Below are 21,979 nucleotides of genomic sequence, written 5' to 3' on the forward strand. Positions count from 1 at the left end.
CAGGATGGGAGTGGTTGTTGAACGCAGCAACCCGCTCTGTCACTGGTGCTGATGACATCCTTCCTGAGACCGCTGGCCTACCAATACCGCTGGATCTACGACACCGTTACGGCCGTGTCATCCCTCAGCGTCGGAGGCGTAGAGCGCCTGCGGGCTCTGGGGCTCGACGCGCTGCAGCCCAAACTGACCCCCAAGGCCGACGTTCTCGATCTCTGCTGCGGGAGCGGTGAAGCAGCGGCACCGTGGCTGAAAGCAGGTTTCCAGGTGACCGGACTGGACATCTCACCCTTGGCGCTGTCATTGGCCGCGCAACGGCATCCAGGTCTCAAGCGGGTGGAGGGTCTTGCTGAAGAACCTCCGCTGCAGGAGGCCAGCTTTGATGCCATCCAGATGAGTGTGGCCTTGCACGAATTTCCCCGGACGGAACGGGCTCAGGTGCTGAAGCAATGTCTGAAATTGCTGCGCCCGGGTGGCTGGCTGGTGCTGGTGGATCTGCATCCCGCCGGCCCCTTGCTTCGCCTGCCACAGCAACTGTTCTGCGCGCTGTTTGAAACGGACACGGCCATTGCCATGCTCGAAGATGACCTGCCGAGTCAGCTGAAGACGCTCGGTTTCACTGACATCAACCAGGAACTGCTGGCGGGAAACGCCCTGCAGCGCATCACCGCAACCCGTCCCACCACAGCCTTCACGCCATGACCAACAACAACCTTGATCAGGCCGCCGCAGAACTGGGCATGGGGGGCAAGCTCGCTCCAGAGACCGATGACAGCGGCTACCGCAAACGCATGGAGCGTCGCCAAGAAGTGCAGCGTCAGCGAGTGGAGGAACGCAACAAGGAAAAGGGATTGATTCTCGTGTTCACCGGCCAGGGAAAAGGCAAAACAACCGCAGGGCTTGGTTTGATACTGCGCACCCTGGGTCATGGCGAACGGGTGGCAATCGTCCAGTTCATCAAGGGAGGCTGGGAGCCGGGTGAAGCGCGGGCACTGCAAGCCTTCGGCGACCAAGTGTCTTGGCATGCCCTGGGGGAGGGATTCACCTGGGAGACCCAGGACCGACAGCGTGATCAACAGCTGGTCGGCGAGGCCTGGCAAACCGCTCTGGGCTATCTGCGCGACGGCAACGTGAAACTGGTGCTTCTCGATGAACTGAACGTGGCACTCAAGCTGGGTTACATCGAGGCCGACACCGTGATCGCTGGCTTGCGAGAGCGTCCTGAGCTGTGCCATGTAGCAGTGACCGGTCGTGGTGCACCCAAGGACCTGATCGAAGCAGCAGATCTGGTCACCGAAATGACGCTTGTGCACCACCCCTTCCGTGAACAGGGTGTGAAAGCTCAAGCAGGCATCGAGTTCTAGTGGGCTGACCTGCGATCAGGACTGCTCTAGGTCATGACGAAGCAGCCCTGAAGCAGCGGTCAGCACCGAAAGCCCACTCACCAACAACGCACGATGCACCACTGGATCCCGCCAGCAGGAAGGATCCTGACTGGCCTTGTCCAGAGCTGAAAGGGTGAGGCGAGCCATCACGGAACTGCGTCCACCGATTTCCTCAGACATCGCATTCACGTCGTTGCCCCATGCAAGCGGCAAAGACGGCTCCGCGCCAGTGCTGTGACCGTCTGATCCCTGTTGCTACTGTCAGCAGGATCAGGTGACTGAATGGGCTACGCGCGCGCACTCCTGAAACTCAGCGGTGAAGCGCTGATGGGGGACCAGGGCTACGGGATTGACCCAGCCATCGTTCAGTCCATTGCCTCTGATGTCGCCAAAGTGATCGAAGGCGGCACGCAGCTGGCCATCGTGGTCGGCGGGGGCAACATCTTCCGCGGCCTCAAGGGATCGGCAGCCGGAATGGATCGGGCCACTGCCGACTACGTGGGAATGCTGGCCACTGTGATGAATGCCATCACGCTGCAGGATGGCTTGGAGCAGGCAGGCGTCCCGACCCGCGTTCAGACAGCCATCGGCATGCAGGAGGTGGCGGAGCCTTACATCCGCAGGAAAGCCATCCGCCATCTGGAGAAAGGCAGGGTTGTGGTGTTCGGGGCCGGCTGCGGCAATCCTTTCTTCACCACCGACACCACAGCGGCCCTGCGCGCTGCCGAGATCAGTGCCGATGTCGTGTTCAAAGCCACGAAAGTGGATGGGGTTTACGACAAGGACCCTGAAAAACATGCCGATGCGGTGCGCTACGACCAGCTGACGTTCCAGCAGGTGCTGAGTGGAGAACTGGCGGTGATGGACAGCACGGCTATCGCCCTCTGCAAGGACAACAACATCCCAATCGTGGTCTTCAATCTGTTTGAAGCCGGCAACATCGGCCGAGCCGTCGCGGGCGAACCCATCGGTTCTCGCATCAGCAACTAATCAACGTCATGTCAAATCCCGAGCTCGAATCCAGCATGCGCAAGTCGGTGGAAGCCACCCAGCGCAACTTCAACACGATCCGCACCGGACGAGCCAACGCCTCCCTGTTGGATCGCATCAGCGTTGAGTACTACGGAGCCGATACCCCCCTGAAATCACTGGCGACGCTGTCAACGCCGGACTCCCAGACCATCCAGATCCAGCCCTTCGACATCAGCGCCTTGGCCTCGATCGAAAAGGCCATTGCCATGAGTGAACTGGGTTTCACACCCAACAACGACGGCAAGGTGATCCGGATCAATGTGCCGCCGCTCACGGAGGAACGTCGTAAGGAGTTCTGCAAGCTGGCCTCCAAATACGCCGAAGAAGGCAAGGTGGCGCTTCGCAATCTCCGTCGCGATGCGATCGACAAGATCAAAAAGCAGGAAAAAGACGGCGATTTCAGTGAGGATCAGAGCCGCGACGAGCAGGACGCCGTGCAGAAAGTGCTCGACACGTTCATCGCTGAGCTGGAGAAGCACCTCGCCGACAAGGAAGCTGACATCCTCAAGGTTTGAACGGTTCTGATCAACGGATCCGCGATGTCATCATCGTCGGATCCGGTGCCGCCGGCGGAGCAGCAGCAGCCCACCTCGCCGCCGCCGGCCACGACATCCTTCTGCTTGAGAAGGATCACACCACGCGGATCAAACCCTGTGGCGGCGGGATGGCCGCCTCCGTGCAGCAGTGGTTTCCATTCTCTCTGGAACCTGCGGTCGAGCAGGTGATCCGAAGAGTTGATTTCAGCTGGTGCCTTGGCGACCCGGTCGTGGCAGAACTGCCGGGGGATGCACCCTTCTGGATTGTCCGGCGGGAAAAGCTGGATCAGCTACTGGCCGAACAGGCCTGCCAGGCCGGAGCTGAACGCATCGATGGTGTGACTGTTGATGATGTCGCCCGCAACCGAGAGCTCTGGGAGGTCAAAGCCAGCGACGGTCGGCGCTGGTGCTCCAAAGCCGTGGTGATCGCTGACGGTTCTTCCTCACCCTGGCCGCAACGTCTCGGGCTGGGAGCCAAACAGGTGCAGACCGCCACCACCATGTCAGTACGACTCGAAGGGCAAGGCTATCTCGCTGATGGCACCACCCGCTTCGAATTCGGCCTGGTGAAACAAGGGTTCGCCTGGGCCTTTCCCGTCGCTGGTGGCGTAAACATCGGGGTGGGCAGCTTCATCGGGCGCCAGGATGCCGACCCAGAGAAAGTGCTGGCAAAGCTCTTGCCCGACCTCGGTTTTGCCCCTGATGCTGGAATTCGCCAGCGCGGCCAGTTGCGGGTGTGGAACGGCCACCACCGCATTGATGGCGATGGAATCGTCGTGGTCGGCGATGCGGCATCCCTTTGTGACCCCTTTCTTGCCGAAGGTTTGCGACCCGCCTTGATGAGCGGTTGCGAAGCGGCCCGACACCTCGACCAGTGGCTCCGCGGCAACCAGGCAGATCTTCGTGGTTACAGCCGAGCCATGCGACATCGGTGGGGCGAGTCGATGGCCTGGGGCCGACGGATTGCCCAGGTGTTCTACCGCTTTCCAGGGGTGGGCTATCAACTGGGCATCAAACGTCCCACAGCTCCCCAGAGAATCGCCCAGATCCTGTCCGGTGAGATGGGGTACGGCGATATTGCCCAGCGTGTGATCAAACGTCTGCTGCTGAAGCGCAGTTAAAGCTCAAGCGCGAGTTGCTGCGCGTTCGGATCGTCGACCTGACGTCGCGAACGGCGCCTGGATGTCGAGGGCAGACCTGCGCGCCTCGACCCATGACGTCGCTGAATGGCATCCGCATGACGATCGAAGCCAGCAGAACGTCGAATGGCGAAGATGCGGTCTTTGGCCTCCCTGGCTGACTGAGCGCAATCCACGATCGGAGGTGGCATGGAACCACCGAGTCCCCAAGGCTCATGCAGATGCACAGCGGGAACATCGGCCAATTCCGGACACCAGCGGCGGATGAATACACCGTCCGGGTCGTGGTCGAGCCCCTGCTTGATCGGGTTGTAGATCCTGATGGTGTTGATGGAGGTGCTGCCCGACTGCATCTGGCACTGGCTCCAGTGAATTCCCGGTTCGTAATCGACGAACTGACGGGCGAGGTGCAATCCGCTTTCGCGCCAAGGGAGCCAGAGGTTGTAGCTGGCGAACGACATCAGCATGGCCCGCATGCGGAAGTTGATCCAGCCGTGGGCTCGCAACGCACGCATGCAGGCATCCACAAAAGGCACCCCAGTGCGCCCCTCCGCCCAGGCCGCCAACCGCTCAGGATCTGAAGGGCGGATGCCGCGCATGAACGGGTGAAAATCCTGCCATTCGATCGTTGGTTGATCTTCCAGCTTCTGGATGAAATGACAATGCCAGTGCAGGCGAGATCCAAAGCTGCTCGCGCCGCGGCCAGACACCTCCCGACTGCACTGCAACACCTCCCGCATCGACAGGCACCCCCAAGTGAGATAGGCCGACAGGCGGGAACATCCTGTGAATGCCCGGTTCGGGCTTGAGATGGAGCTGCAGTAGCGCTGCACCCGATGCTGGATGAAATCCTCCAGTTCCCTCAGCCCCTGTTGCCGACCACCGGCTTGTCGATGGGGGCAAGGGTCCGCTGGGAGTGCGAGGGCCGTTGCATCCGGCAGGTCTCCAGGGGACACCGCAGAAAGAGGTGTCAGAGAGATGGGCGATGGCGTCAGTGACTCCCCCATCCGGGCCTCCCAACGCTGGGCCCATCCCCTGCGAGAGCGCATGCGTCGGGTCACACCGAACTGAGGGATTTCATGCCAGGGGATTCCCTGCTCCTTGGCCCAGGCAGCCACACGCCGATCACGGGCATAGGTCCAATCGTTGCCAGTCTCCTCATGGCTCCAAACGGCCTCAACACCCAACTGAAGACGGGCGCGTTCCAGCACCTCCACCGCGCCACCACAGCGCACCACCAGCGGCTGCCCCAGGGCGGCCAACCCCTCACGCAGATCAATGAGCGCTTCTCTGCAGAAGGCCCACTGCCGACCTGAAGCATCGGGTTGCCGCCAATACTCCGGCTCCACGATGTAGAGAGGAAGCACAGGGCCACGCTCCAGAGCCTGGATCAAGGGTTGGTGATCCACCCATCGCAGATCACGTTTGAACCAGACCAGCTGGAGGGGCATCGGGGGCGAAGCATTCAGGCCGTCGTGGATTCGACCCTAAACAGCCTGAAATCAGAGCTGAGAGGTGATTTTGAGATCGCGAAGTCGTTCATCCACCGATGCCAACAACTCAATGGCAAACATCGGGGCTTCCTGCACAGCAAACAAAAATTTGTCGCGATTCATCTCGATGAGACGGCAATCATTTTCCGCCTGAGCTGTGCTCAGACGTCGGTGACCGTCCATCACCAGGGCACCGGCACCAAAGACATTCCCAGCCTCAATCACCTCATAGCCCTGTTGACCGTTGTCGTTGGTCCAGGACAACCGCACGGTGCCCTCCAGCACCCCGAACATGGAGGAGCCTGGATCATCGGCACGAAAGATGATGTCACCCGCCCTGACGCTGCGAACCTCGCTCGTCTGAGCAAGCGCACGCATGGTGTCGAGAGCATTCACGGGAGAAGGGCAATCAAGGGACCGTCAAGCCGTTGTCAGTGAGAGTGCAGCACCAAAACCTCGGCGCACGTCCTCCTGTGACAGAAGTCCATCGTGGTCAAGGTCCAGTGCGTCGAAGACGGCGTCACTGCCCAGCCATTCATCCCGCGTGATGGATCCATCACCGTTCATGTCATTGAGCAGAAAGATTTCCTGCACGGCATGGCCGAACGCCTGGCCACCCTCGAGTTCAGCCAGACGATGGGCCAGCATGCTTTCAAGGGTTTCGATCGCTTTACTGAAGCCTTTGATTCCTTCCGACAACTTGTCAGTGGCCATGCGATCCGCGGCCATCATCGTTTGGAACGACTCAGCATCAACATGAATCTGAGCTTCACCGCCAGCGGGGTTGTCAGCATCGAGCTTGCGGGTGAGTGCCGCATCGCTGGACCGCAGCTGATCCAGCAGCTTGGGTGAGATCGTGAGCAGATCACAACCGGCCAGCTCAGTGATTTCATCGATGTTGCGGAAGCTGGCTCCCATCACTTCGGTGTTGTAGCCGTAAGCCTTGAAATAGTTAAAAATCCTGGTCACAGACAGAACCCCAGGATCCTCCGGACCTGGGTAGGAATCGCGCCCGGTTTCGGCCTTGTACCAATCGAGGATGCGCCCCACGAAGGGAGAAATCAGGGTGACACCGGCCTCAGCACAGGCCACGGCCTGCCCGAAACCGAACAGCAACGTGAGGTTGCAGTGGATGCCTTCTTTCTCAAGCACTTCAGCTGCTTTGATCCCTTCCCAAGTGGAGGCAATCTTGATCAGCACGCGGTCGTTGCTGATGCCCGCATCGTTGTAGAGGCGAATCAGTTTGCGGCCTTTCTCAATAGTGGCTTCGGTGTCGAAGCTCAACCGGGCATCCACCTCTGTGGACACCCGACCCGGCACGATCTTGAGGATCTCCTTTCCGAAGATCACACTGATTTCATCGAGGGCTTCACGCACGACCTGCTCAACAGGCGCGTTTTCACCCATCAGATGGCGTGAGGAGCGCAGGGCTTCATCAATCAGGCCCTGATAGGCGGGTATCTGAGCCGCTGCAAGAATCAGCGACGGATTGGTGGTGGCATCGCGGGGAGTGAACTTACGGATCGCCTCGAGATCACCGGTGTCCGCCACCACGACGGTCATTTCGGACAGCTGCTCTAGAAGAGTGGCCATGACGTTGAAGGGCTTGATCTCCGTAACGTAGAGACGATTATTTGTGCTGGCATCGGCAGATTTTCTGTTGAATTAATGCGCAGTCCGAGTGCATCAACCGGCCTTGGTTGGTATCGACCTGGAGGCACTGCTGGGTGGAATCTTCTCGATCACCAGCAATCCATCAATGATCGATTTGGCCACAGGAAGAGCCACAGTTGAGCCGTAGGCGTTGTCTCCTTTCGGCTCATCAACCACCACCAACACCACATAGCGAGGATCTTCGACGGGAAGGGTGGCCACAAAACTGCAGATCAGAGCCCCTGGCACGTACACACCATTGAGCGCCTTTTGCGCCGTCCCTGTCTTTCCACCGATCCGGTAGCCAGGGGTTTTCACCCCTTGGCCACTGCCCTGCTCAACAACCGACTCCATCCAGGCGAGCACCGTTTCGGTGACTTCAGGGTCCAACAATGGCTTTCCCTGCCGGGATCCAGGAGGTGCAAGGGCATCACCCGCTCTCAGCCCCCGGGTGATGTGCGGACTGACCAGACGTCCCCCATTCGCCAATAACGCATGAAGCTGCACCAACTTCAACGGCGTGAGCGAAAAGCCCTGACCAAAGGATGCCGTGGCAGGTTCAATCGGTTGTGAGGTGAACTGATCTTTCGTCTTGATCTGTCCGGCGACCGCTCCGGGAAGATCCGTATCTGGCCTTGCATCCAAGCCGAGTCGACTCATCCAATCCCAGTAGGTGGACGATGGAAGATTGGCCATGGCCTTGACCATGCCCACGTTGCTGGACACCTGAAGAACAGTGGCGTAATCGATCAGACCATTGGCTCGGCGGTCGTGGTTGTTGATCGGCCAACCGCCAATGGTGACCGAACCATTGTCATCAACACGACCCGATGACTGAATGGCGCCCTCCTGAAGCGCTAAGGCCAGGTTGATCGGCTTAAAGGTGGAGCCAGGCTCGTAGAGATCCTGCACAGACCACTCACGGAAACGAGCTGGCGGGAAACTCCAGTAGCTGTTGGGGTCGTACGTGGGCACTGAAGCCAGCGCCAGCAACTCACCATTGGTGACGTCCATCACGATCGCGACACCCTTCTGGGCCTTCCAGGTCTTGACCTGATCAGCAAGAGCCTTGGCCGCGACAGCCTGAAGACGGGCATCCAGAGTGAGTTGAAGCCTCAGGTCATCCCCAAAGAACACACCTGCATCGAGGTTGTCCGGCAACGGAGTTCCATCGGCGCCACGACGCAGACTGCGCGCCTGTTCGTGGCGCTGCAGATCCTGATGACGGCTCTGTTCGAGACCGGCCTGCGGTTCACGATCCTGATTCAGAAAACCGACGACATTCGCAAACAGTTCGCCCTGGGGGTAGACCCGATGGGGATACGACTCGAGATCAACACCGCTGATGCCTTCTGCCCTGATCGTGGTGGCAGTCTCCGGATCGAGACCGTCCATCAGCTTGATCCCTGATGGGCGATCACCCATACGCTGCAGGATCGCCTCCTCTGACATGGGAAGTAGTGGTGCGAGGCGGGCCGCCACATCGGCTGGCGGCCGGATCAAGGTCGGTTCATCGCCTGGCAGGTTGAAGTAGCGGGGATGCAGCCAAAGGCGATAGCGCTCCTCATCAAGGGCCACCAGTCGGCCAGTGCGGTCGACGATCGGTCGCCGGGTTCCAAGCGGTTGGGTGCGCTGCGTCTGCACCGACCGCGCCCGGGCTTCCAGTTCAGTGGCCTGAAAGACCTGCAACCAGGCCATCCGCCCCATCAGCCCGACCAAGCCCAGACACAACAGGGCAAACACCGAACGCATGCGACCCGGTGGAACCGGCTCGAGCGGAACCACACGCCTGCGTGAGCGTTGACCGGGAGTGCGGCGAGACTGATCGGTGCGGCCCATCAATCAGTAGCCGTGCCGAATGGGTTGGTCCATCAGCGAACCGAGCATGGCCAGATGGTCGGCAGGTGGCTCAGCAGAGATGGCGCTGGGGCGATCGAGATAAACCAGATTGGCGACTGTGGTGGGAACCATCTGACGAGGCCCACTGGAGCGTTCCAGCAGATGCCGTTCGAGCATCGCCGTGGATTCCGTCAGCCGATGCGCCATCTCACGGGTCATCTCCAACTGGCGGAAGGCCAGGGTCCAGCGATGCTGCCAATGCAAGGTGAGACCACTCAGCACCAGAACAGCGGCGAACACACCGACCAAACTGCCATCGGCGGCACGATGCAGGCCAGCCAGAAGAGGTGACTGCCGGGCAACACGACGAGCCGAGAGGGAGCCCTGAATGACTTCAAAAGCCCCAGTGGCCGCCGATCGTTGGGTGGACGACGGTTGAGATTGCGGAACCGCGACCACGGACAAGGTTCGATCAATGCGCCAGTGAACCATCTGGGACGGGGCACCGCAAGACTGAAACCTTGACCAGGACTGAAGATTGGCTCAGCTGCCCAGCAAGAGAAGGTTCAGGAAGGTGACGCCGTTCCAGAGCGCGTGCATCACGACGCAGGGCAGCAGGCGCCCTGTGCTCAGTCGCAACAACCCCAGCCCCAGACCCAGCACCAACAGCGGCGCCAGTTCACCAAGACTGAGATGCGCGACCGCAAACACCAAGGCACTGACCAATACGCCGCCGGCACGACCCAGCGACCGCCCGAGAACAGGCAGCAGCACACCTCGGAAAATGGTTTCTTCGAACAGCGGCGCCAGCACCACCGCCGTGGTGGCGAGCAGAAACAGAGCCAAGGAACTGTTGCTGGTCAGCACAATTTCCAGCAGGGGGTTGCTGCCGCCCTGGTCGCCGATCACCCGCGACACCAGCCAACTCGTCAGCACGACGGGGGGCATCACCATCAGCCAACCTCGCAGGGCCTGCAGCACAGCCGTTCCAACGGGCTGGGGTCGCCACTGCAACCAACCACCCGGAGGAGATGGCGACGCATCGACTGTTTTGAGCTGCTGACGCAGGATCAGCAATGGCGGGACAGCCAGCGCGATGTAGCCGAACAGCACGGTGATGCCTTGGGAGAGGGGTGCAGTAAGCCCTCGGGTGAGCAACCCGGCCACGGGCAACACCACCACAGGCGCAATGACCTCACCGAGCACGACGAATCCACCGGCTACCAGCAGCACCATGTCCAGTGGACCGAGGGGTGGTGCCACGAGCGCAGGCCAAGGGGCAAGGCGGCGGCGCACCAGCAGCCACAGATGACGGATCAGCAAGAGCCCCCCGAGCAGCAACGCCAACAAGGGCAGAAGCTCACTGATGACCAGCCGCCTGGCCGCCGCGCTTGCCGATCGGGGATCAAGACACGACGTGGGATCACCACCCAGAGCCTCACAGGCCAACCGACGGACCAGTGGATCAGGAGCCTGCGTCAGCAACCTGGCGCGATCATTGGCCGACACATCGCGAGCGTCGAGGTCCGTCAGAGACTTCTGGAGCTCCGGAAATGGGTCGGAGTGAGGCGCAGACTCCTGGAGAGTGCGCAGATACTTAGGGTCGGACTCCAACGCGGCGAACAGCAGCGCCTGACGATCATCAAGACGATCGAGAGGGGTTTGGCGCAGGCTGTTCAGCAGAGCAGCGCTGGGATCGGCACCCACAAGAAGCGATTGCAGCGGTGCTGGCACCTTCGGCTCAGCCAGCAGAGCCATCTCCTGCTGCTCCAGGGAGAGCGCGGGAGCGACTGATGGCTTGCTGACACTGTCAACCAGACCGAGCACCCAGACAGTGGTGGCCAGGACCAGCGAGAGGAGTGCCAGCAACACCTTCCAGATCGGAGCTGCCGAAGAACGTCCCGTGGGTGGACTGGTCACGCAGCGCTAGCAACTGTGAGGGATTCTCCTTGGTCACGGGCGTTCGAGGCCAAGAACGATCCAAGCAAAGATCGAAAGAAAGAGGCGTGGAGGCTCGCCAATACGATGGCGGCGCTCTCTCTGCATGAACCGGTGTCCTTGCGTCTCCTCCTCGTTCGCCACGGTCTCAGCAGCTTCAATATGGAGCGACGAATTCAAGGGCGCGATGACCTCTCAACGCTGACCACAACCGGCGAGGAACAGGCCCGTCGCACAGGCCAGGCGCTGGCTGATGTGCCAGTGACAGCGGTGTATAGCTCCCCGTTGAAACGGGCAGCATCCACAGCCACCGGTGTGCTGGCTGAACGCAGTGACAATCTGTCCCCCAGCTTTGATGACGGTCTTCTCGAGATTGATCTGGAACCCTGGAGCGGACTGACCGCCGACGAGCGGGCTGAGCGATTTCCCGAGGAATTCGCCACCTGGAAACGTCAGCCCGAAGCCTTGGAGCTGACCCGTGCCGATGGACGTCGCTACAAGCCCCTGCAGGACCTGATGCAACAGGCGCGGGAGTTTCTCGACGCACTGATCAGAAAGCACCCCGTGGATGGCAACGACACGGTTCTGATCGTTGGGCACAACGCCATTCTGCGCTGCCTGATCGTGACGCTCCTCGGTGAGCCAGAACAGGGATTCCGGCGTCTCCGCCTAGACAATGCTTCGCTTTCGATTTTCAACCTCAGCCCCAAAGCTGATGGGCATCAGGTGCAGATCGAGTGCCTCAACAGCACGGCTCACCTCGAACCCCCGCTGCCGAGCAAGGGCAAGGGAGCAAGGCTGATCCTGGTGCGACATGGGGAAACGAACTGGAACCGTGACGGTCGCTTTCAGGGGCAGATCGACATTCCGCTCAACAGCAATGGCCATGCCCAGGCTGAAGCCGCCCGAGGTTTTCTGGCCGATGTGCCGATCCAGAAAGCCATCAGCAGCTCAATGACGCGCCCGAGGGAAACAGCGGAGGGGATCCTGAAATCCCATCCCGGCGTCACCCTGGAGCAAACCGACGGTCTCGTCGAAATCGGCCATGGCCTCTGGGAAGGGAAGCTGGAATCCGAAATCAAGGCGGAATGGGGTGATCTGCTCGAGGAATGGAAGCGCACACCGGAAACCGTCCAGATGCCGGAAGGGGAAACCATCCAGGATGTCTGGGAGCGATCGGTTCAGAGCTGGAACACGATCGCCAATGGTCTGGATTCAGCCGAAACCGCTCTGGTGGTGGCCCATGACGCCGTCAACAAAACCATCCTCTGCCACCTGCTGGGACTGACTCCTGCAGACATTTGGGCCGTTAAACAAGGCAATGGCGGCGTCACGGTGGTCGACATGCCCACAGAACCGGGCCAGCCTGCAGTAGTGGCCTGCCTGAATCTCACCTCCCACTTGGGTGGGGTTCTCGATCGCACAGCCGCTGGAGCGCTCTGAAATCCCAGAACCGATGACCGAGATGCTGCTGCTCGACCCCGTCCAGGTGCTTCAGGGCCCAGGACATGCCGTTGAGATCGGTGGAGCAGCGCTCTTCCGAGATGGCCGGCTGGAAGCACTCGGCGACACAGCGCGGACGGCTGGTCGTGCAGCGGACATCACCGCACAAGATGCCGCGCACCAATTGCTCGCGCCCTGCCTGGTGGATGCACATTCGTTCCTTCACGAACCGTTTCAAGGCCAGGGGGAGACCCTTACCAGCCTGATGCGTTCCGCTGGAGCCGGCGGCTTTGGCCAGATCGCTCTGCTGCCCGATGGCAACGCGCGCTGTGAACGTCCGGAACACCTGCAGGGCTTTCAGTTAAAGGACTGCGATGTGGACGTGCATCTCTGGGCTGGTTTCAGTCAAGGCGGAGATGGTGAGCGGCTCACCCCTCATGCCGATCTAATCGAAGCCGGTGCTGTTGGACTGTCTGACGGTGGTTCCATCCCATCCATGGCCTTGATCGATCGGGCACTCACCCTGGGGGAGTGCGGATCAGCACCGATCCTGATCGCGCCCCTCGACCTCAACCTTCGGGGCGAAGGACTGCTGCGTGAAGGACCGGAAGCACTGAGGGCCGGTTGGCCGGGTGATCCCCCGAGCAGCGAAACGGTACCGCTCAGCCAGCTTGCTCAGCTCCAGCAAGAACATCCCGACCGCCGGCTGCTGGTGATGGGCGTATCGACAGCTGAAAGCGTTGCGTTGCTGCAGCGTCAGCCCAAGCGTCCCGGTTCAACCGTGAGTTGGTGGCACCTGATCCAGAGCAGCAACGACAGCGCCGCAACCGCCGCGTCTTGGTTCGTCTCGCCATCCCTGGGCAATGAGGGAGATCGGCAGGGACTGATCGAGGGTCTACGCAACGGAGTGATTGATGCCGTGGCAGTCCATGCCTTGCCCTTGGATGACGAGGAGTGTCTGCTGCCACCGGATCAGCGCCAACGGGGCGTCACCGGCCATCAACACGTCCTGCCCGCTCTTTGGCAGGCCTTGGTTGTGACGCACGGATGGAGCGCCGAACAGCTCTGGGCCATCCTGAGCTTCAAGCCGTCGACATTGCTTGGACTGAAGCCGGAGCAGCTCGCGATCGGCAGCAACCGCTGGCTGTTGTTCGACCCCGAGCTGACTTGGACGCCATCGCGGGATGATCCTTCCGCATCAAACGCAGCCAATCAACCCTGGCTGCATCGAGCCATCACCGGGAAAGTGGTGGATTGCGGCCTCAGGACCCCAGAGAGCCACTGCGGTTAAGGGGCCAAAACCGCCAGAACGCCCGACCGATGATTTCATCCTCGGGAAGAAAGGGCCCACCCGGCCAGTAGCGACCATCCCAACTGTTGGCTCGATTGTCACCCAACACCAGCACATGCCCTTCAGGCACCGTCACATTCAGGGTGCGGCAGAGGCTCATCCCCTGATCATCCAGCGTGCAGTAGTTGGTGACGTAAGGCTCATCGAGTGGGACACCATTGACCGTCACTGCACCGCGGGGATTAACGGTCACCTGATCACCACCGATGGCGACGACACGCTTGATGTAGGCATCACAGGCGGGGTGGCTGACGCCAGGGATCAATCCAATCAGCGGGAAATTGGCCAAAGCACAACGGAACAGCGGTGGAGAGTCGGTGGTTTTCAACGCTGGATCAAAGGCATGCGGAGAGTTGAACACCACAATTTCTCCGCGACGCGGCGGCCGACCGGCATAGGTGAGCTTCTCGACCAGCAGGCGATCCTGGATTTGCAAGCCGGGCAACATGGAGCCCGAAGGAATGAACCGTGCTTCTGCGACGTAATGCCGGATGCCGAGATATAAGGCAAGCGTGAACAGCACAGGACCCCAGAAATCCCAGAAGGGATGCGATTTGCGGGTCGAAGCAGGGGCAGGCGCTGGCGAGGAACCCGAAGGAGACTCAGCTCCTTTGGATGAGGCGTCGGGCTGAGGGTCAGGCAACGGAAACCCAGATGAAGCGTTTGGGCACCCAAGATAGGCCTGATGGCGCTGGCCTCCTAGCCTGACAACAGCGGAGCACGCCCATGGTCAGACCCCGGTGGCAAAGCGCGAAACCGACAGCGAGCCGCCAATTTTGGCTGAGATGGGACCGTGCGATCGCCACCATCGCCGCGGTGAACCTGGCCTGGGTCGTGTTTGATGTGACCTATGTGCCATTGCGCAATTTTTGGTTGCAGCGGACCCTCTATCCCCTTCCCACGCTTGGCCTCGCAGTTCCACTGCCCTGGCTGCCGGACGTCACCAAGGTCTATGACCGAGTGAAAGGCATTGAGCCTCACCAAGACACTGCCTCCTACATCAGGCATTTTCAGCGACTGGAAGCGACCGCTGCGTCAAGCGGCATTAACAGCCCAGCAGCACGCCAGCTGAGGCTGGAAATGGTGGTGAAGAACAGTCAGCTGATCGATGAAAACCCTTTCGTAGCCTCAAACAAGACTGGTTCGCTGGAGAAGCTCAAGAGTCGTCTCCGGGCCAGAGCCGACATGGATTCAGCCAAGCAGGCCGCCGCCCATCTGCTTGGTGAGAGTTATCTGACACCAGATAACTGGCAGGACGAGAAACGTTTTTGGCAAGAGAGCATCCTCCCTCTCGCCGCCACGAACTATTGGCGTGGAACCGATGAGACCGGGCAACCGATCGACTTGTCCTGGCGGATTGATTTTCCTTTTCAGATTCTGTTTCTGCTGGACATCGGCTTACGGGCGGTTCGTCTCAAACGACGCTTTCCCGCGATTGCCTGGCGTGACGCACTGTTGCGCCGCTGGATCGATCTGCCACTGCTGATCCCGTTCTGGAGATTGCTGCGGGTTGTGCCGGTGACCGAGCGTTTGTCCAGCACACGCATGATCCAGTTGGAGCCCCTGCGGGCTGCAGTCAGTCGAGGGGTAGTGGCAGTCCTGGCCCTTGAGTTGTTCGAAGTCATCACCCTGCGAACTCTGGATGCGGCCCAGGACGCCGTCCGGTCTCCCCGCTGGCCGGAGCAGATCCGCAGGCTGTGCAGCCACCAAAGCGTCGACGACGACGGCGAGAGGGAACTGGCGGAATTACTAAGACTCTGGCTGCCACTGGTGCTGACGCAGGTGGGACCAGCCATGCGTCCACAACTGGTGGCACTGGTGAGCCATGCCCTGCGGCGGAATTTGGAGGAGACGGCGATCCCGTCTTCACTACGAGCACTGCCGGGGATGGAACACGCCGAAGACCGTCTCAGCCTCCAGCTCTCCAATGGCTTGGTCGACTCACTGCTGAACCTTTCTCGCCGTGCCGGCGATCGCTTAGGTCAGAAGGATCAGGTGCTGCAGGAGCTGGGCATTCAGACGGTGGATCGTTTTTGGGAAGAGCTCGCCAGAACCTTGGAACGGGGTCCTGTGCTTGAACGCAGTCAGGAACTGGTTGCTGCGTTCCTGGAGGAACTGAAGCGCAACAGCATGACGCAATTGCGTTCACAGAAGGATGTGGATGCGCTGATCAAGGAACTCGATGGCCTGAATTTCAATCCAGCAGTTCAGCCTCCCAGACCTCAGGCTTGAAGCCCGTCAAAAACCGACCATCAGGGCCACGCAGGAAGGGGCGCTTGATCAACTTTCCGTCGGAAGCGAGGGCCTGCAATGCCTGGTCACGGGTCATGGCCTTGACAGCAGCTGCACCAAGGGCGCGGTAGCTCTGGCCACTGGTGTTGAACAGCGGCTTGAGACTGCCGAACTGGTCGGCAGCTTCCGAGAGCCAATCGAGCGAGGGAGGCTCAAGCGTGATGTCGACGACATGACAGGAAAGGCCCTGACTCTCAAGCCAAGTCAGGGCCTTTCTGCAGGTGCTGCAACGTGAATAACTGAAAACGGTGTAATCAGCCAACGAATCAGCGACCCAGCAGGCTCTTCACAGCACCAATCAAGCTGTTGGAGCCCTGACCGACGCCATCCTGAGGACGCGTGCGGACCGTGACGTCACCATTGACGCTGGTGCGGCAGCTCAAGCGGTAGTTGGCAGGACGGTCGGCCAGGTAGACCTCTTCCACATCACTGCGAGGCGAAAGGTTCTGGGCGCCTTCAATCACTTCAATCACACAGGTGCCGCACTGACCGACGCCACCACAGTTGTTGAGATTGTTCAGACCTTTGTAGGGGTTCACACCGGCCGAGAGAGCCGCTTTCCGCAGATTGGCGCCTTCAATACAGCCGACTTGCTGGCCTTCCTGCTCGAAACGGATGGTGGGCACGGGGCGTCCTTACATGTCGGTGGCTCAATTTACAGCAATCAACCGATGGAAGGAGGCAAAACAGCCAGGCAAGTCCGCCGTTTCTGAGAGAGAAATCCGGTCCCGGACTATTGGGATGCCGCTGCGACACAGGTCTCGAGCAGAGGCTGCACGGCTTCCACATCGCGCCAGCCACCGATGCTGGTCACGCGCCCTTCCATATTTTTATAAGTACGAAAGAATTCAGCCACATCCTCCAGCTGACTGGGTGCGATCTGGCGGATGCTCTGAATGCTGCTTTGACGAGGATCGGCTGCGGGAACACACAGAATCTTGCCGTCGTAGTGCCCCATGTCGTGCATGTCGAGCACACCAATGGGCCTGGCATGGATCAGACATCCGGCAAAGGTGGGCTCGGCCATGATCACCATGGCATCGAGCGGTGATCCATCTTCAGCGAGTGTGTTCGGGACGAAGCCGTAATCGAAGGGATAACGCACCGCTGAATGGAGCACACGGTCCAGCGCCATCACCCCGGCATCTTCGAGGTATTCGTACTTATTGCTGCTTCCGGCAGGGATCTCAACGATCAGATTGATCAGCCCTGGAGAGGGTGACGGTGTAAGAGCCCTGAGATCCATGACGCTCCTTGACGGCGATGGAGGAATGGTTTGGGCGGTCGGTCAACACGGCAGCAAGCGGAACGCCTAAACCTGTGACGGCAAGGGTAAAGCCGAGAAGAGCGAGAGCAGGAACAGACACGAGCTGCGCGGGGTGCGCAGGAGATTGGGGGGCAGGCTCAGGGTCCATTCAGTGGTGATCGGGGACATCCCACACCTCAGTGCTGATAGCGATGAGGACATCGGAGGCGAAGTAAAGCACCGATGGGGAGATGAAAAGGATCAAGTGATCGATTTCACTTGCATTCTGCCACTGTTGGAACGCTTATGCAGCAGGCCTGTCCTGTCGATCCCTGCGGGAAGCAAGATCCGAGGGCGCCTCAGGCAGCCCATCCAGCCGGGTGCGGATTAAACGCAGTTCCTCGAGGATTGCCCCGAGCACTTGCTGGGTGGCCGTCGAAGGCGAGTTGAGCACTTCAACAGTGACTTCCTTGATCCTCAGGACGTCCTTGGCGAATCGGGCGACTTCATTGGGGTGAAACAGCAGCGGATCTTTCTGATCACTCCTGTATTCGGGATTGAGCTTGCGAGGATTGAAGGGAGGATTGAGGTTGCGGGGATCAGTGTTGGTGTAACGGTAAACAGACGCCCTTGAACGGTTTAGAGATTTCTGAACATCGTCGATCCCAACCAAAGCATCTGATTGCGAAAGAGCAGCGGTAGCGTCGCCTCGCAATTCCCCAGATTCGGTGATAGAGGGCACCGAAACATCAAGCGACCGAGGAAACATGAGACAGCGCTGGGACAGCTTGGAATCCGCAGACCATAGCAGCTGAGACTCAGGACGCCAGCATCGATCACAGCGAAAGAGACAGTTCTGAAATCGACCGTTTTGTTGCGGGTGATAGCTTCCAACACACCAATGAAATGATGTGATGCGCGTCTCCCGCCTCACGTTGGTGACGTTGCGGGATGTCCCCGCAGATGCAGAGATTCCGTCACATCAACTGCTGGTCCGCGGTGGATACATCCGACGCGTCGGATCAGGGATTTATGCCTATCTGCCGCTGATGTGGAGGGTGTTGCGCAAGATCAGCGCGATTGTGCGCGAGGAGCTTGACGCCCTCGGCGCTCTCGAGACCCTGCTGCCGCAATTGCAACCTGCCGAACTTTGGGAACGCAGCGGGCGCTGGCAGGGATACACGGCAGGTGAAGGAATCATGTTCCACCTCGAAGATCGCCAGGAAAGAAACCTCGGTCTCGGTCCAACCCATGAAGAGGTGATCACCGATCTGGCAGGAGACCTGCTGCGTTCTTACAAACAACTCCCCGTCACGCTCTACCAGATCCAGACGAAATTCAGGGATGAGATCCGTCCCCGGTTCGGATTAATGCGCGGGCGTGAATTCATCATGAAGGACGCCTACTCCTTCCATGCTGACGAGAAAGACCTGGAGGAAACCTATGCGGCCATGGCTGGGGCCTATGCACGCATTTTCGAGCGCTGCGGTCTCAATGCCGTCGGCGTGGATGCCGACAGTGGCGCCATCGGAGGTGCTGCCTCACAGGAGTTCATGGTCACCGCCGATGCCGGGGAGGACCTCATCTTGACCAGCTCGGATAGCAGCTACGCCGCCAACCAAGAGAAAGCTGTCTCCATTCCATCGACGGCCCAGGCTTTGCCAGCCGGCAACGAGCACACCCTGGAAACCCCCGGCCAAATCACCATCGAGCAGCTTTGCGCAGCTCATGGGTTCAGTCCCACCCAGGTCATCAAAGTGCTGGTGTTGGTGGCGCGACTGGACGATGGACGCGAACAACCGGTGCTTGTGAGCCTTCGCGGCGACCAGGAACTGAATGAAGTGAAGCTGACCAACACACTCAGCCGCCGCCTGGAATCAGCCGTGTTGGATGTCGCTCCGGTCACAGCTGATCAGGTCCGAAAGCAAGGCCTGGCACCGCTGGCCTTCGGATCCCTTGGCCCTGACCTGGACGATGCGGTTCTGAAAGGAGCACGCACTTGGCAGGACTGTTTTGAACGACTGGCAGATCCGACGGCAATGGAGGTCGCCCGTTTTGTCTGCGGCTCCAACACTCCTGACGAGCATCGCTGGGGGGCCAGCTGGTCATCCATGCCTCAACAGCATTCCGCGGATGTGCGCAATGCCCAGGCAGGCGATCGCTGCATTCACAACGAAGACGCCACGTTGGAAGAACGACGTGGCATCGAAGTCGGCCACATCTTCCAGCTAGGCCGCAAATACTCCGATGCCTTGGACGCGCGTTTCACCAACAAGGACGGGAAACAGGAATCTCTGTTGATGGGCTGCTACGGCATCGGTATCTCAAGGCTGGCGCAGGCAGCGGTTGAACAGCATCACGATGACGCCGGCATCTGCTGGCCCGTGACCATCGCACCGTTCCAGGTGATTGTCGTCGTCGCAAACATCAAAGACAGTATTCAGCTCGACCTGGGCGAATCCCTCTACCAGAAGCTCAAGAGCGCAGGTCTTGATGCACTTCTCGACGATCGCGGCGAACGGGCTGGGGTGAAATTCAAGGATGCAGATCTCATCGGCATTCCTTGGCGAATCGTGGTCGGACGGGACGCCACCGAGGGGCAGGTGGAGCTGATGGAGCGCGCGACACGAACCAGTGAGACGCTGCCTCATGAGGACGCACTCAAGCGGTTGATCGACACCATCCCGGCAGGGGTGCGGATTTGACGTCCCATCCGCCTAAAGTCCCCCAAATTGTCCCAACCATGCAAGACGCGCTGAACCACCTGAGCCGCCAGCTCAGAAGCTTCACCCTGGCTCTCTGTCTCGGGCTGAGCCTGTTGCTTACCGCCTGTGGAGATTCCGTCTCCATGCTTACCGGTGACTACGTCGAAGACACCGTGGCCGTGGTTCACACGCTGCAGACCACGCTGGCCCTGCCAGTGGATGCCGAGGGACTTCAAGACTCAGAACGTGAGGCCCACGATCTGATCAACGACTACATGTCGCGCTATAGGCCGCAACCCCGTGTGAATGGGCTGAGCTCGTTCACCACAATGCAAACCGCCCTGAATTCCCTGCAGGGCCACTACAACACCTACACCAATCGTCCGGTGCCGGACGACCTGAGAGCCAGGGTCGACAAAGAGCTCGGCAAAGCTGAAAAAGCTGTGCTGCGCGGCACCTGATCGCCCGCGAACATCAACATCACAAATCCGCAACCACTTTGACTCCAGGCATCACGACCTGAGAAGATTGCGGATTGTGCAGAATTGCGGCTTCGGGCCGCTGTGTCTTTGGCCAACGTTGTCGTCATCGGTGCGCAGTGGGGCGACGAGGGGAAAGGAAAGATCACAGATCTCCTCAGCCGCTCCGCTGATGTCGTCGTCCGCTATCAGGGCGGTGTCAACGCTGGCCACACGATCGTTGTGGATGAACGTGTGCTCAAGCTGCACCTCATCCCATCGGGAATTCTTTATCCGGAGACCGATTGCCTGATCGGATCCGGCACCGTCGTGGATCCCAAGGTGATGCTTGGCGAGCTCGACATGCTGATTGAGAACGGCATTGATATCTCCGGGTTGAAGCTGTCATCGACAGCCCACGTGACCATGCCGTACCACCGCCTATTGGACGAGGCGATGGAGAAGCAGCGTGGTGATCGCAAAATCGGCACCACCGGCCGTGGCATCGGTCCCACCTATGCCGACAAGTCACAACGCAGTGGCATCCGGGTGATCGACCTGCTCGATGAAGAGCGGCTGCGGGATCGTCTTGACGGTCCGCTCAAGGAAAAGAATCAGCTGCTGCAAACCATCTACGGCGTGGAACCCCTCGACGCCGAGGCGGTGATCAGCGAATACCTGGCCTACGGCAAACGCCTCGCTCCCCATGTGGTGGATTGCACCCGCGAGATTCACCAAGCGGCCCGTAACAAGAAAAACATCTTGTTTGAAGGTGCTCAGGGCACCCTTCTTGATCTCGACCACGGCACCTACCCGTACGTCACCTCCTCCAACCCCATTTCCGGCGGAGCCTGCATCGGAGCCGGGGTGGGTCCGACCCTGATTGATCGGGTCATCGGCGTTGCCAAGGCCTACACCACGCGTGTCGGCGAGGGACCGTTTCCCACTGAGCTTGAAGGCAGCCTCAACGACCACCTCTGTGATCGCGGCGGTGAATTCGGCACCACTACAGGCCGCCGCCGACGCTGTGGCTGGTTTGATGGCGTCATCGGTCGCTATGCGGTTGGGGTCAACGGTCTCGATTGTCTGGCGATCACCAAGCTTGATGTGCTCGACGAACTCGACGAGCTTCAGGTGTGTGTGGCCTATGACCTGGACGGCGAACGCATCGAGCATTTCCCCTCTTGCGCGGAGGAGTTCGCACGCTGCAAGCCCATCTTCGAAACTCTGCCCGGCTGGCAGTGCTCCACGGAAGAATGCCGCAGCTTGGAGGATCTTCCGGACAAGGCGATGGCCTACTTGCGCTTCCTAGCGGATCTGATGGAAGTGCCCATCGCGATCGTGTCGTTGGGTGCCGGTCGGGATCAGACCATCGTGGTGGAAGACCCGATTCATGGACCCAAGCGCGCTCTGCTGAGCGCTTGATTCGGAGGGGGGCGGTCCAGGGGTAAGACTGCGACAGTTCATTCCCC

23 protein-coding genes are annotated in these 21,979 nt (G+C 60.0%); 11 read left to right on the forward strand and 12 right to left on the reverse strand.

Annotation, left to right across the window (positions count from 1 at the left end; all coding sequences use genetic code 11):
* Positions 1-51 precede the first annotated feature (51 nt).
* Together SynNOUM97013_RS09355 and cobO are read left to right on the forward strand one after the other, a co-directional pair.
* Complete coding sequence (locus SynNOUM97013_RS09355) at positions 52-699, forward strand: class I SAM-dependent methyltransferase (protein WP_186479494.1); 648 nt, start codon at positions 52-54, stop codon at positions 697-699.
* The gene (gene cobO, locus SynNOUM97013_RS09360) at positions 696-1,361 is read left to right on the forward strand and encodes a cob(I)yrinic acid a,c-diamide adenosyltransferase (protein WP_186479495.1); all 666 of its coding nucleotides are present in this window, start codon (positions 696-698) and stop codon (positions 1,359-1,361) included. The genes SynNOUM97013_RS09355 and cobO overlap by 4 nt, the downstream gene beginning before the upstream one ends.
* Positions 1,362-1,376: 15 nt before the next feature.
* On the opposite strand, the gene SynNOUM97013_RS09365 is transcribed toward cobO, so the two are convergent.
* Positions 1,377-1,562, reverse strand: coding sequence for a hypothetical protein (locus tag SynNOUM97013_RS09365; protein WP_186481556.1), 186 nt, complete (start codon positions 1,560-1,562; stop codon positions 1,377-1,379).
* A 102-nt stretch (positions 1,563-1,664) separates the two neighbouring features.
* Between SynNOUM97013_RS09365 and pyrH the strand changes: the two genes are divergently transcribed.
* Genes pyrH through SynNOUM97013_RS09380 form a run of 3 tightly spaced genes read left to right on the forward strand, consistent with a single transcriptional unit; the run spans position 1,665 to position 4,071 of the window.
* On the forward strand, positions 1,665-2,372 hold the full coding sequence (gene pyrH / locus SynNOUM97013_RS09370; RefSeq protein WP_186479496.1) for a UMP kinase: 708 nt from the start codon (positions 1,665-1,667) through the stop codon (positions 2,370-2,372).
* Positions 2,373-2,380: 8 nt separating this feature from the next.
* Complete coding sequence (gene frr, locus SynNOUM97013_RS09375) at positions 2,381-2,929, forward strand: ribosome recycling factor (protein ID WP_186479497.1); 549 nt, start codon at positions 2,381-2,383, stop codon at positions 2,927-2,929.
* Positions 2,926-4,071, forward strand: coding sequence for an NAD(P)/FAD-dependent oxidoreductase (locus SynNOUM97013_RS09380; protein WP_186479498.1), 1,146 nt, complete (start codon positions 2,926-2,928; stop codon positions 4,069-4,071). The genes frr and SynNOUM97013_RS09380 overlap by 4 nt, the downstream gene beginning before the upstream one ends.
* On the opposite strand, the gene SynNOUM97013_RS09385 is transcribed toward SynNOUM97013_RS09380, so the two are convergent.
* The 6 genes from SynNOUM97013_RS09385 to SynNOUM97013_RS09410 all read right to left on the reverse strand — a co-directional run bounded on the left by SynNOUM97013_RS09385 (position 4,068) and on the right by SynNOUM97013_RS09410 (position 10,994).
* Entirely contained in the window at positions 4,068-5,540 is a 1,473-nt protein-coding gene (locus tag SynNOUM97013_RS09385) for a deoxyribodipyrimidine photo-lyase (RefSeq protein ID WP_186479499.1), read from the reverse strand. The genes SynNOUM97013_RS09380 and SynNOUM97013_RS09385 overlap by 4 nt on opposite strands.
* Before the next feature lie 51 nt (positions 5,541-5,591).
* Entirely contained in the window at positions 5,592-5,978 is a 387-nt protein-coding gene (locus tag SynNOUM97013_RS09390) for a Crp/Fnr family transcriptional regulator (RefSeq protein ID WP_186479500.1), read from the reverse strand.
* Positions 5,979-6,002: 24 nt separating this feature from the next.
* Entirely contained in the window at positions 6,003-7,175 is a 1,173-nt protein-coding gene (locus SynNOUM97013_RS09395; protein ID WP_186479501.1) for a transaldolase, read from the reverse strand.
* Positions 7,176-7,268: 93 nt separating this feature from the next.
* Positions 7,269-9,074, reverse strand: coding sequence for a penicillin-binding protein 2 (locus SynNOUM97013_RS09400; RefSeq protein ID WP_186479502.1), 1,806 nt, complete (start codon positions 9,072-9,074; stop codon positions 7,269-7,271).
* Between the two features lie 3 nt (positions 9,075-9,077).
* The gene (locus tag SynNOUM97013_RS09405; protein WP_186481557.1) at positions 9,078-9,533 is read right to left on the reverse strand and encodes a hypothetical protein; all 456 of its coding nucleotides are present in this window, start codon (positions 9,531-9,533) and stop codon (positions 9,078-9,080) included.
* 84 nt (positions 9,534-9,617) lie between these two features.
* Positions 9,618-10,994, reverse strand: a complete 1,377-nt coding sequence (locus SynNOUM97013_RS09410; protein WP_186479503.1) for a CPBP family intramembrane glutamic endopeptidase — start codon at positions 10,992-10,994, stop codon at positions 9,618-9,620.
* 132 nt (positions 10,995-11,126) lie between these two features.
* Between SynNOUM97013_RS09410 and SynNOUM97013_RS09415 the strand changes: the two genes are divergently transcribed.
* Together SynNOUM97013_RS09415 and SynNOUM97013_RS09420 are read left to right on the forward strand one after the other, a co-directional pair.
* Entirely contained in the window at positions 11,127-12,455 is a 1,329-nt protein-coding gene (locus SynNOUM97013_RS09415) for a histidine phosphatase family protein (protein ID WP_186481558.1), read from the forward strand.
* Between the two features lie 13 nt (positions 12,456-12,468).
* The gene (locus SynNOUM97013_RS09420) at positions 12,469-13,746 is read left to right on the forward strand and encodes a dihydroorotase (RefSeq protein WP_186479504.1); all 1,278 of its coding nucleotides are present in this window, start codon (positions 12,469-12,471) and stop codon (positions 13,744-13,746) included.
* Here the strand turns inward: SynNOUM97013_RS09420 and lepB are convergent.
* A complete protein-coding gene (gene lepB, locus SynNOUM97013_RS09425; protein WP_186479505.1) occupies positions 13,718-14,449 on the reverse strand; it encodes a signal peptidase I in 732 nt (243 codons plus the stop codon). The genes SynNOUM97013_RS09420 and lepB overlap by 29 nt on opposite strands.
* Positions 14,450-14,532: 83 nt before the next feature.
* Between lepB and SynNOUM97013_RS09430 the strand changes: the two genes are divergently transcribed.
* Positions 14,533-16,038, forward strand: coding sequence for a hypothetical protein (locus SynNOUM97013_RS09430; RefSeq protein ID WP_186479506.1), 1,506 nt, complete (start codon positions 14,533-14,535; stop codon positions 16,036-16,038).
* Here the strand turns inward: SynNOUM97013_RS09430 and SynNOUM97013_RS09435 are convergent.
* From SynNOUM97013_RS09435 to SynNOUM97013_RS09450, 4 genes are all read right to left on the reverse strand, one after another.
* On the reverse strand, positions 16,001-16,360 hold the full coding sequence (locus tag SynNOUM97013_RS09435; protein ID WP_186479507.1) for a Spx/MgsR family RNA polymerase-binding regulatory protein: 360 nt from the start codon (positions 16,358-16,360) through the stop codon (positions 16,001-16,003). The two genes, SynNOUM97013_RS09430 and SynNOUM97013_RS09435, sit on opposite strands and share 38 nt — an antisense overlap.
* A 4-nt stretch (positions 16,361-16,364) precedes the next feature.
* A complete protein-coding gene (locus SynNOUM97013_RS09440; RefSeq protein ID WP_186470548.1) occupies positions 16,365-16,724 on the reverse strand; it encodes a 2Fe-2S iron-sulfur cluster-binding protein in 360 nt (119 codons plus the stop codon).
* 107 nt (positions 16,725-16,831) lie between these two features.
* Positions 16,832-17,344, reverse strand: a complete 513-nt coding sequence (locus SynNOUM97013_RS09445; RefSeq protein WP_186479508.1) for an inorganic diphosphatase — start codon at positions 17,342-17,344, stop codon at positions 16,832-16,834.
* Between the two features lie 304 nt (positions 17,345-17,648).
* Positions 17,649-18,113 (reverse strand): resolvase, encoded by a 465-nt coding sequence (locus SynNOUM97013_RS09450; RefSeq protein WP_186479509.1) that lies wholly within the window; start codon positions 18,111-18,113, stop codon positions 17,649-17,651.
* Positions 18,114-18,258: 145 nt separating this feature from the next.
* On the opposite strand from SynNOUM97013_RS09450, the gene SynNOUM97013_RS09455 reads away from it, so the two are divergent.
* From SynNOUM97013_RS09455 to SynNOUM97013_RS09465, 3 genes are all read left to right on the forward strand, one after another.
* Positions 18,259-20,049, forward strand: a complete 1,791-nt coding sequence (locus SynNOUM97013_RS09455) for a proline--tRNA ligase (RefSeq protein WP_186479510.1) — start codon at positions 18,259-18,261, stop codon at positions 20,047-20,049.
* A gap of 38 nt (positions 20,050-20,087) precedes the next feature.
* A complete protein-coding gene (psb27, locus tag SynNOUM97013_RS09460; protein WP_186479511.1) occupies positions 20,088-20,510 on the forward strand; it encodes a photosystem II protein Psb27 in 423 nt (140 codons plus the stop codon).
* A 102-nt stretch (positions 20,511-20,612) separates the two neighbouring features.
* Complete coding sequence (locus SynNOUM97013_RS09465; protein ID WP_186479512.1) at positions 20,613-21,932, forward strand: adenylosuccinate synthase; 1,320 nt, start codon at positions 20,613-20,615, stop codon at positions 21,930-21,932.
* The last annotated feature ends 47 nt before the right edge of the window (positions 21,933-21,979 follow it).

The organism is Synechococcus sp. NOUM97013, assembly GCF_014279815.1.
In the GTDB taxonomy this organism is placed as follows: domain Bacteria; phylum Cyanobacteriota; class Cyanobacteriia; order PCC-6307; family Cyanobiaceae; genus Synechococcus_C.

Coding starts and splice junctions, on each gene's coding strand:
- SynNOUM97013_RS09400 (WP_186479502.1), bottom strand. CDS start 9,074: ATGGGCCGCACCGATCAGTCTCGCCGCACTCCCGGTCAACGCTCACGC.
- SynNOUM97013_RS09455 (WP_186479510.1), top strand. CDS start 18,259: ATGCGCGTCTCCCGCCTCACGTTGGTGACGTTGCGGGATGTCCCCGCA.
- pyrH (WP_186479496.1), top strand. CDS start 1,665: ATGGGCTACGCGCGCGCACTCCTGAAACTCAGCGGTGAAGCGCTGATG.
- SynNOUM97013_RS09420 (WP_186479504.1), top strand. CDS start 12,469: ATGACCGAGATGCTGCTGCTCGACCCCGTCCAGGTGCTTCAGGGCCCA.
- SynNOUM97013_RS09445 (WP_186479508.1), bottom strand. CDS start 17,344: ATGGATCTCAGGGCTCTTACACCGTCACCCTCTCCAGGGCTGATCAAT.
- SynNOUM97013_RS09395 (WP_186479501.1), bottom strand. CDS start 7,175: ATGGCCACTCTTCTAGAGCAGCTGTCCGAAATGACCGTCGTGGTGGCG.
- SynNOUM97013_RS09365 (WP_186481556.1), bottom strand. CDS start 1,562: ATGTCTGAGGAAATCGGTGGACGCAGTTCCGTGATGGCTCGCCTCACC.
- frr (WP_186479497.1), top strand. CDS start 2,381: ATGTCAAATCCCGAGCTCGAATCCAGCATGCGCAAGTCGGTGGAAGCC.
- SynNOUM97013_RS09450 (WP_186479509.1), bottom strand. CDS start 18,113: ATGTTTCCTCGGTCGCTTGATGTTTCGGTGCCCTCTATCACCGAATCT.
- SynNOUM97013_RS09355 (WP_186479494.1), top strand. CDS start 52: ATGACATCCTTCCTGAGACCGCTGGCCTACCAATACCGCTGGATCTAC.
- SynNOUM97013_RS09430 (WP_186479506.1), top strand. CDS start 14,533: ATGGTCAGACCCCGGTGGCAAAGCGCGAAACCGACAGCGAGCCGCCAA.
- cobO (WP_186479495.1), top strand. CDS start 696: ATGACCAACAACAACCTTGATCAGGCCGCCGCAGAACTGGGCATGGGG.
- SynNOUM97013_RS09385 (WP_186479499.1), bottom strand. CDS start 5,540: ATGCCCCTCCAGCTGGTCTGGTTCAAACGTGATCTGCGATGGGTGGAT.
- psb27 (WP_186479511.1), top strand. CDS start 20,088: ATGCAAGACGCGCTGAACCACCTGAGCCGCCAGCTCAGAAGCTTCACC.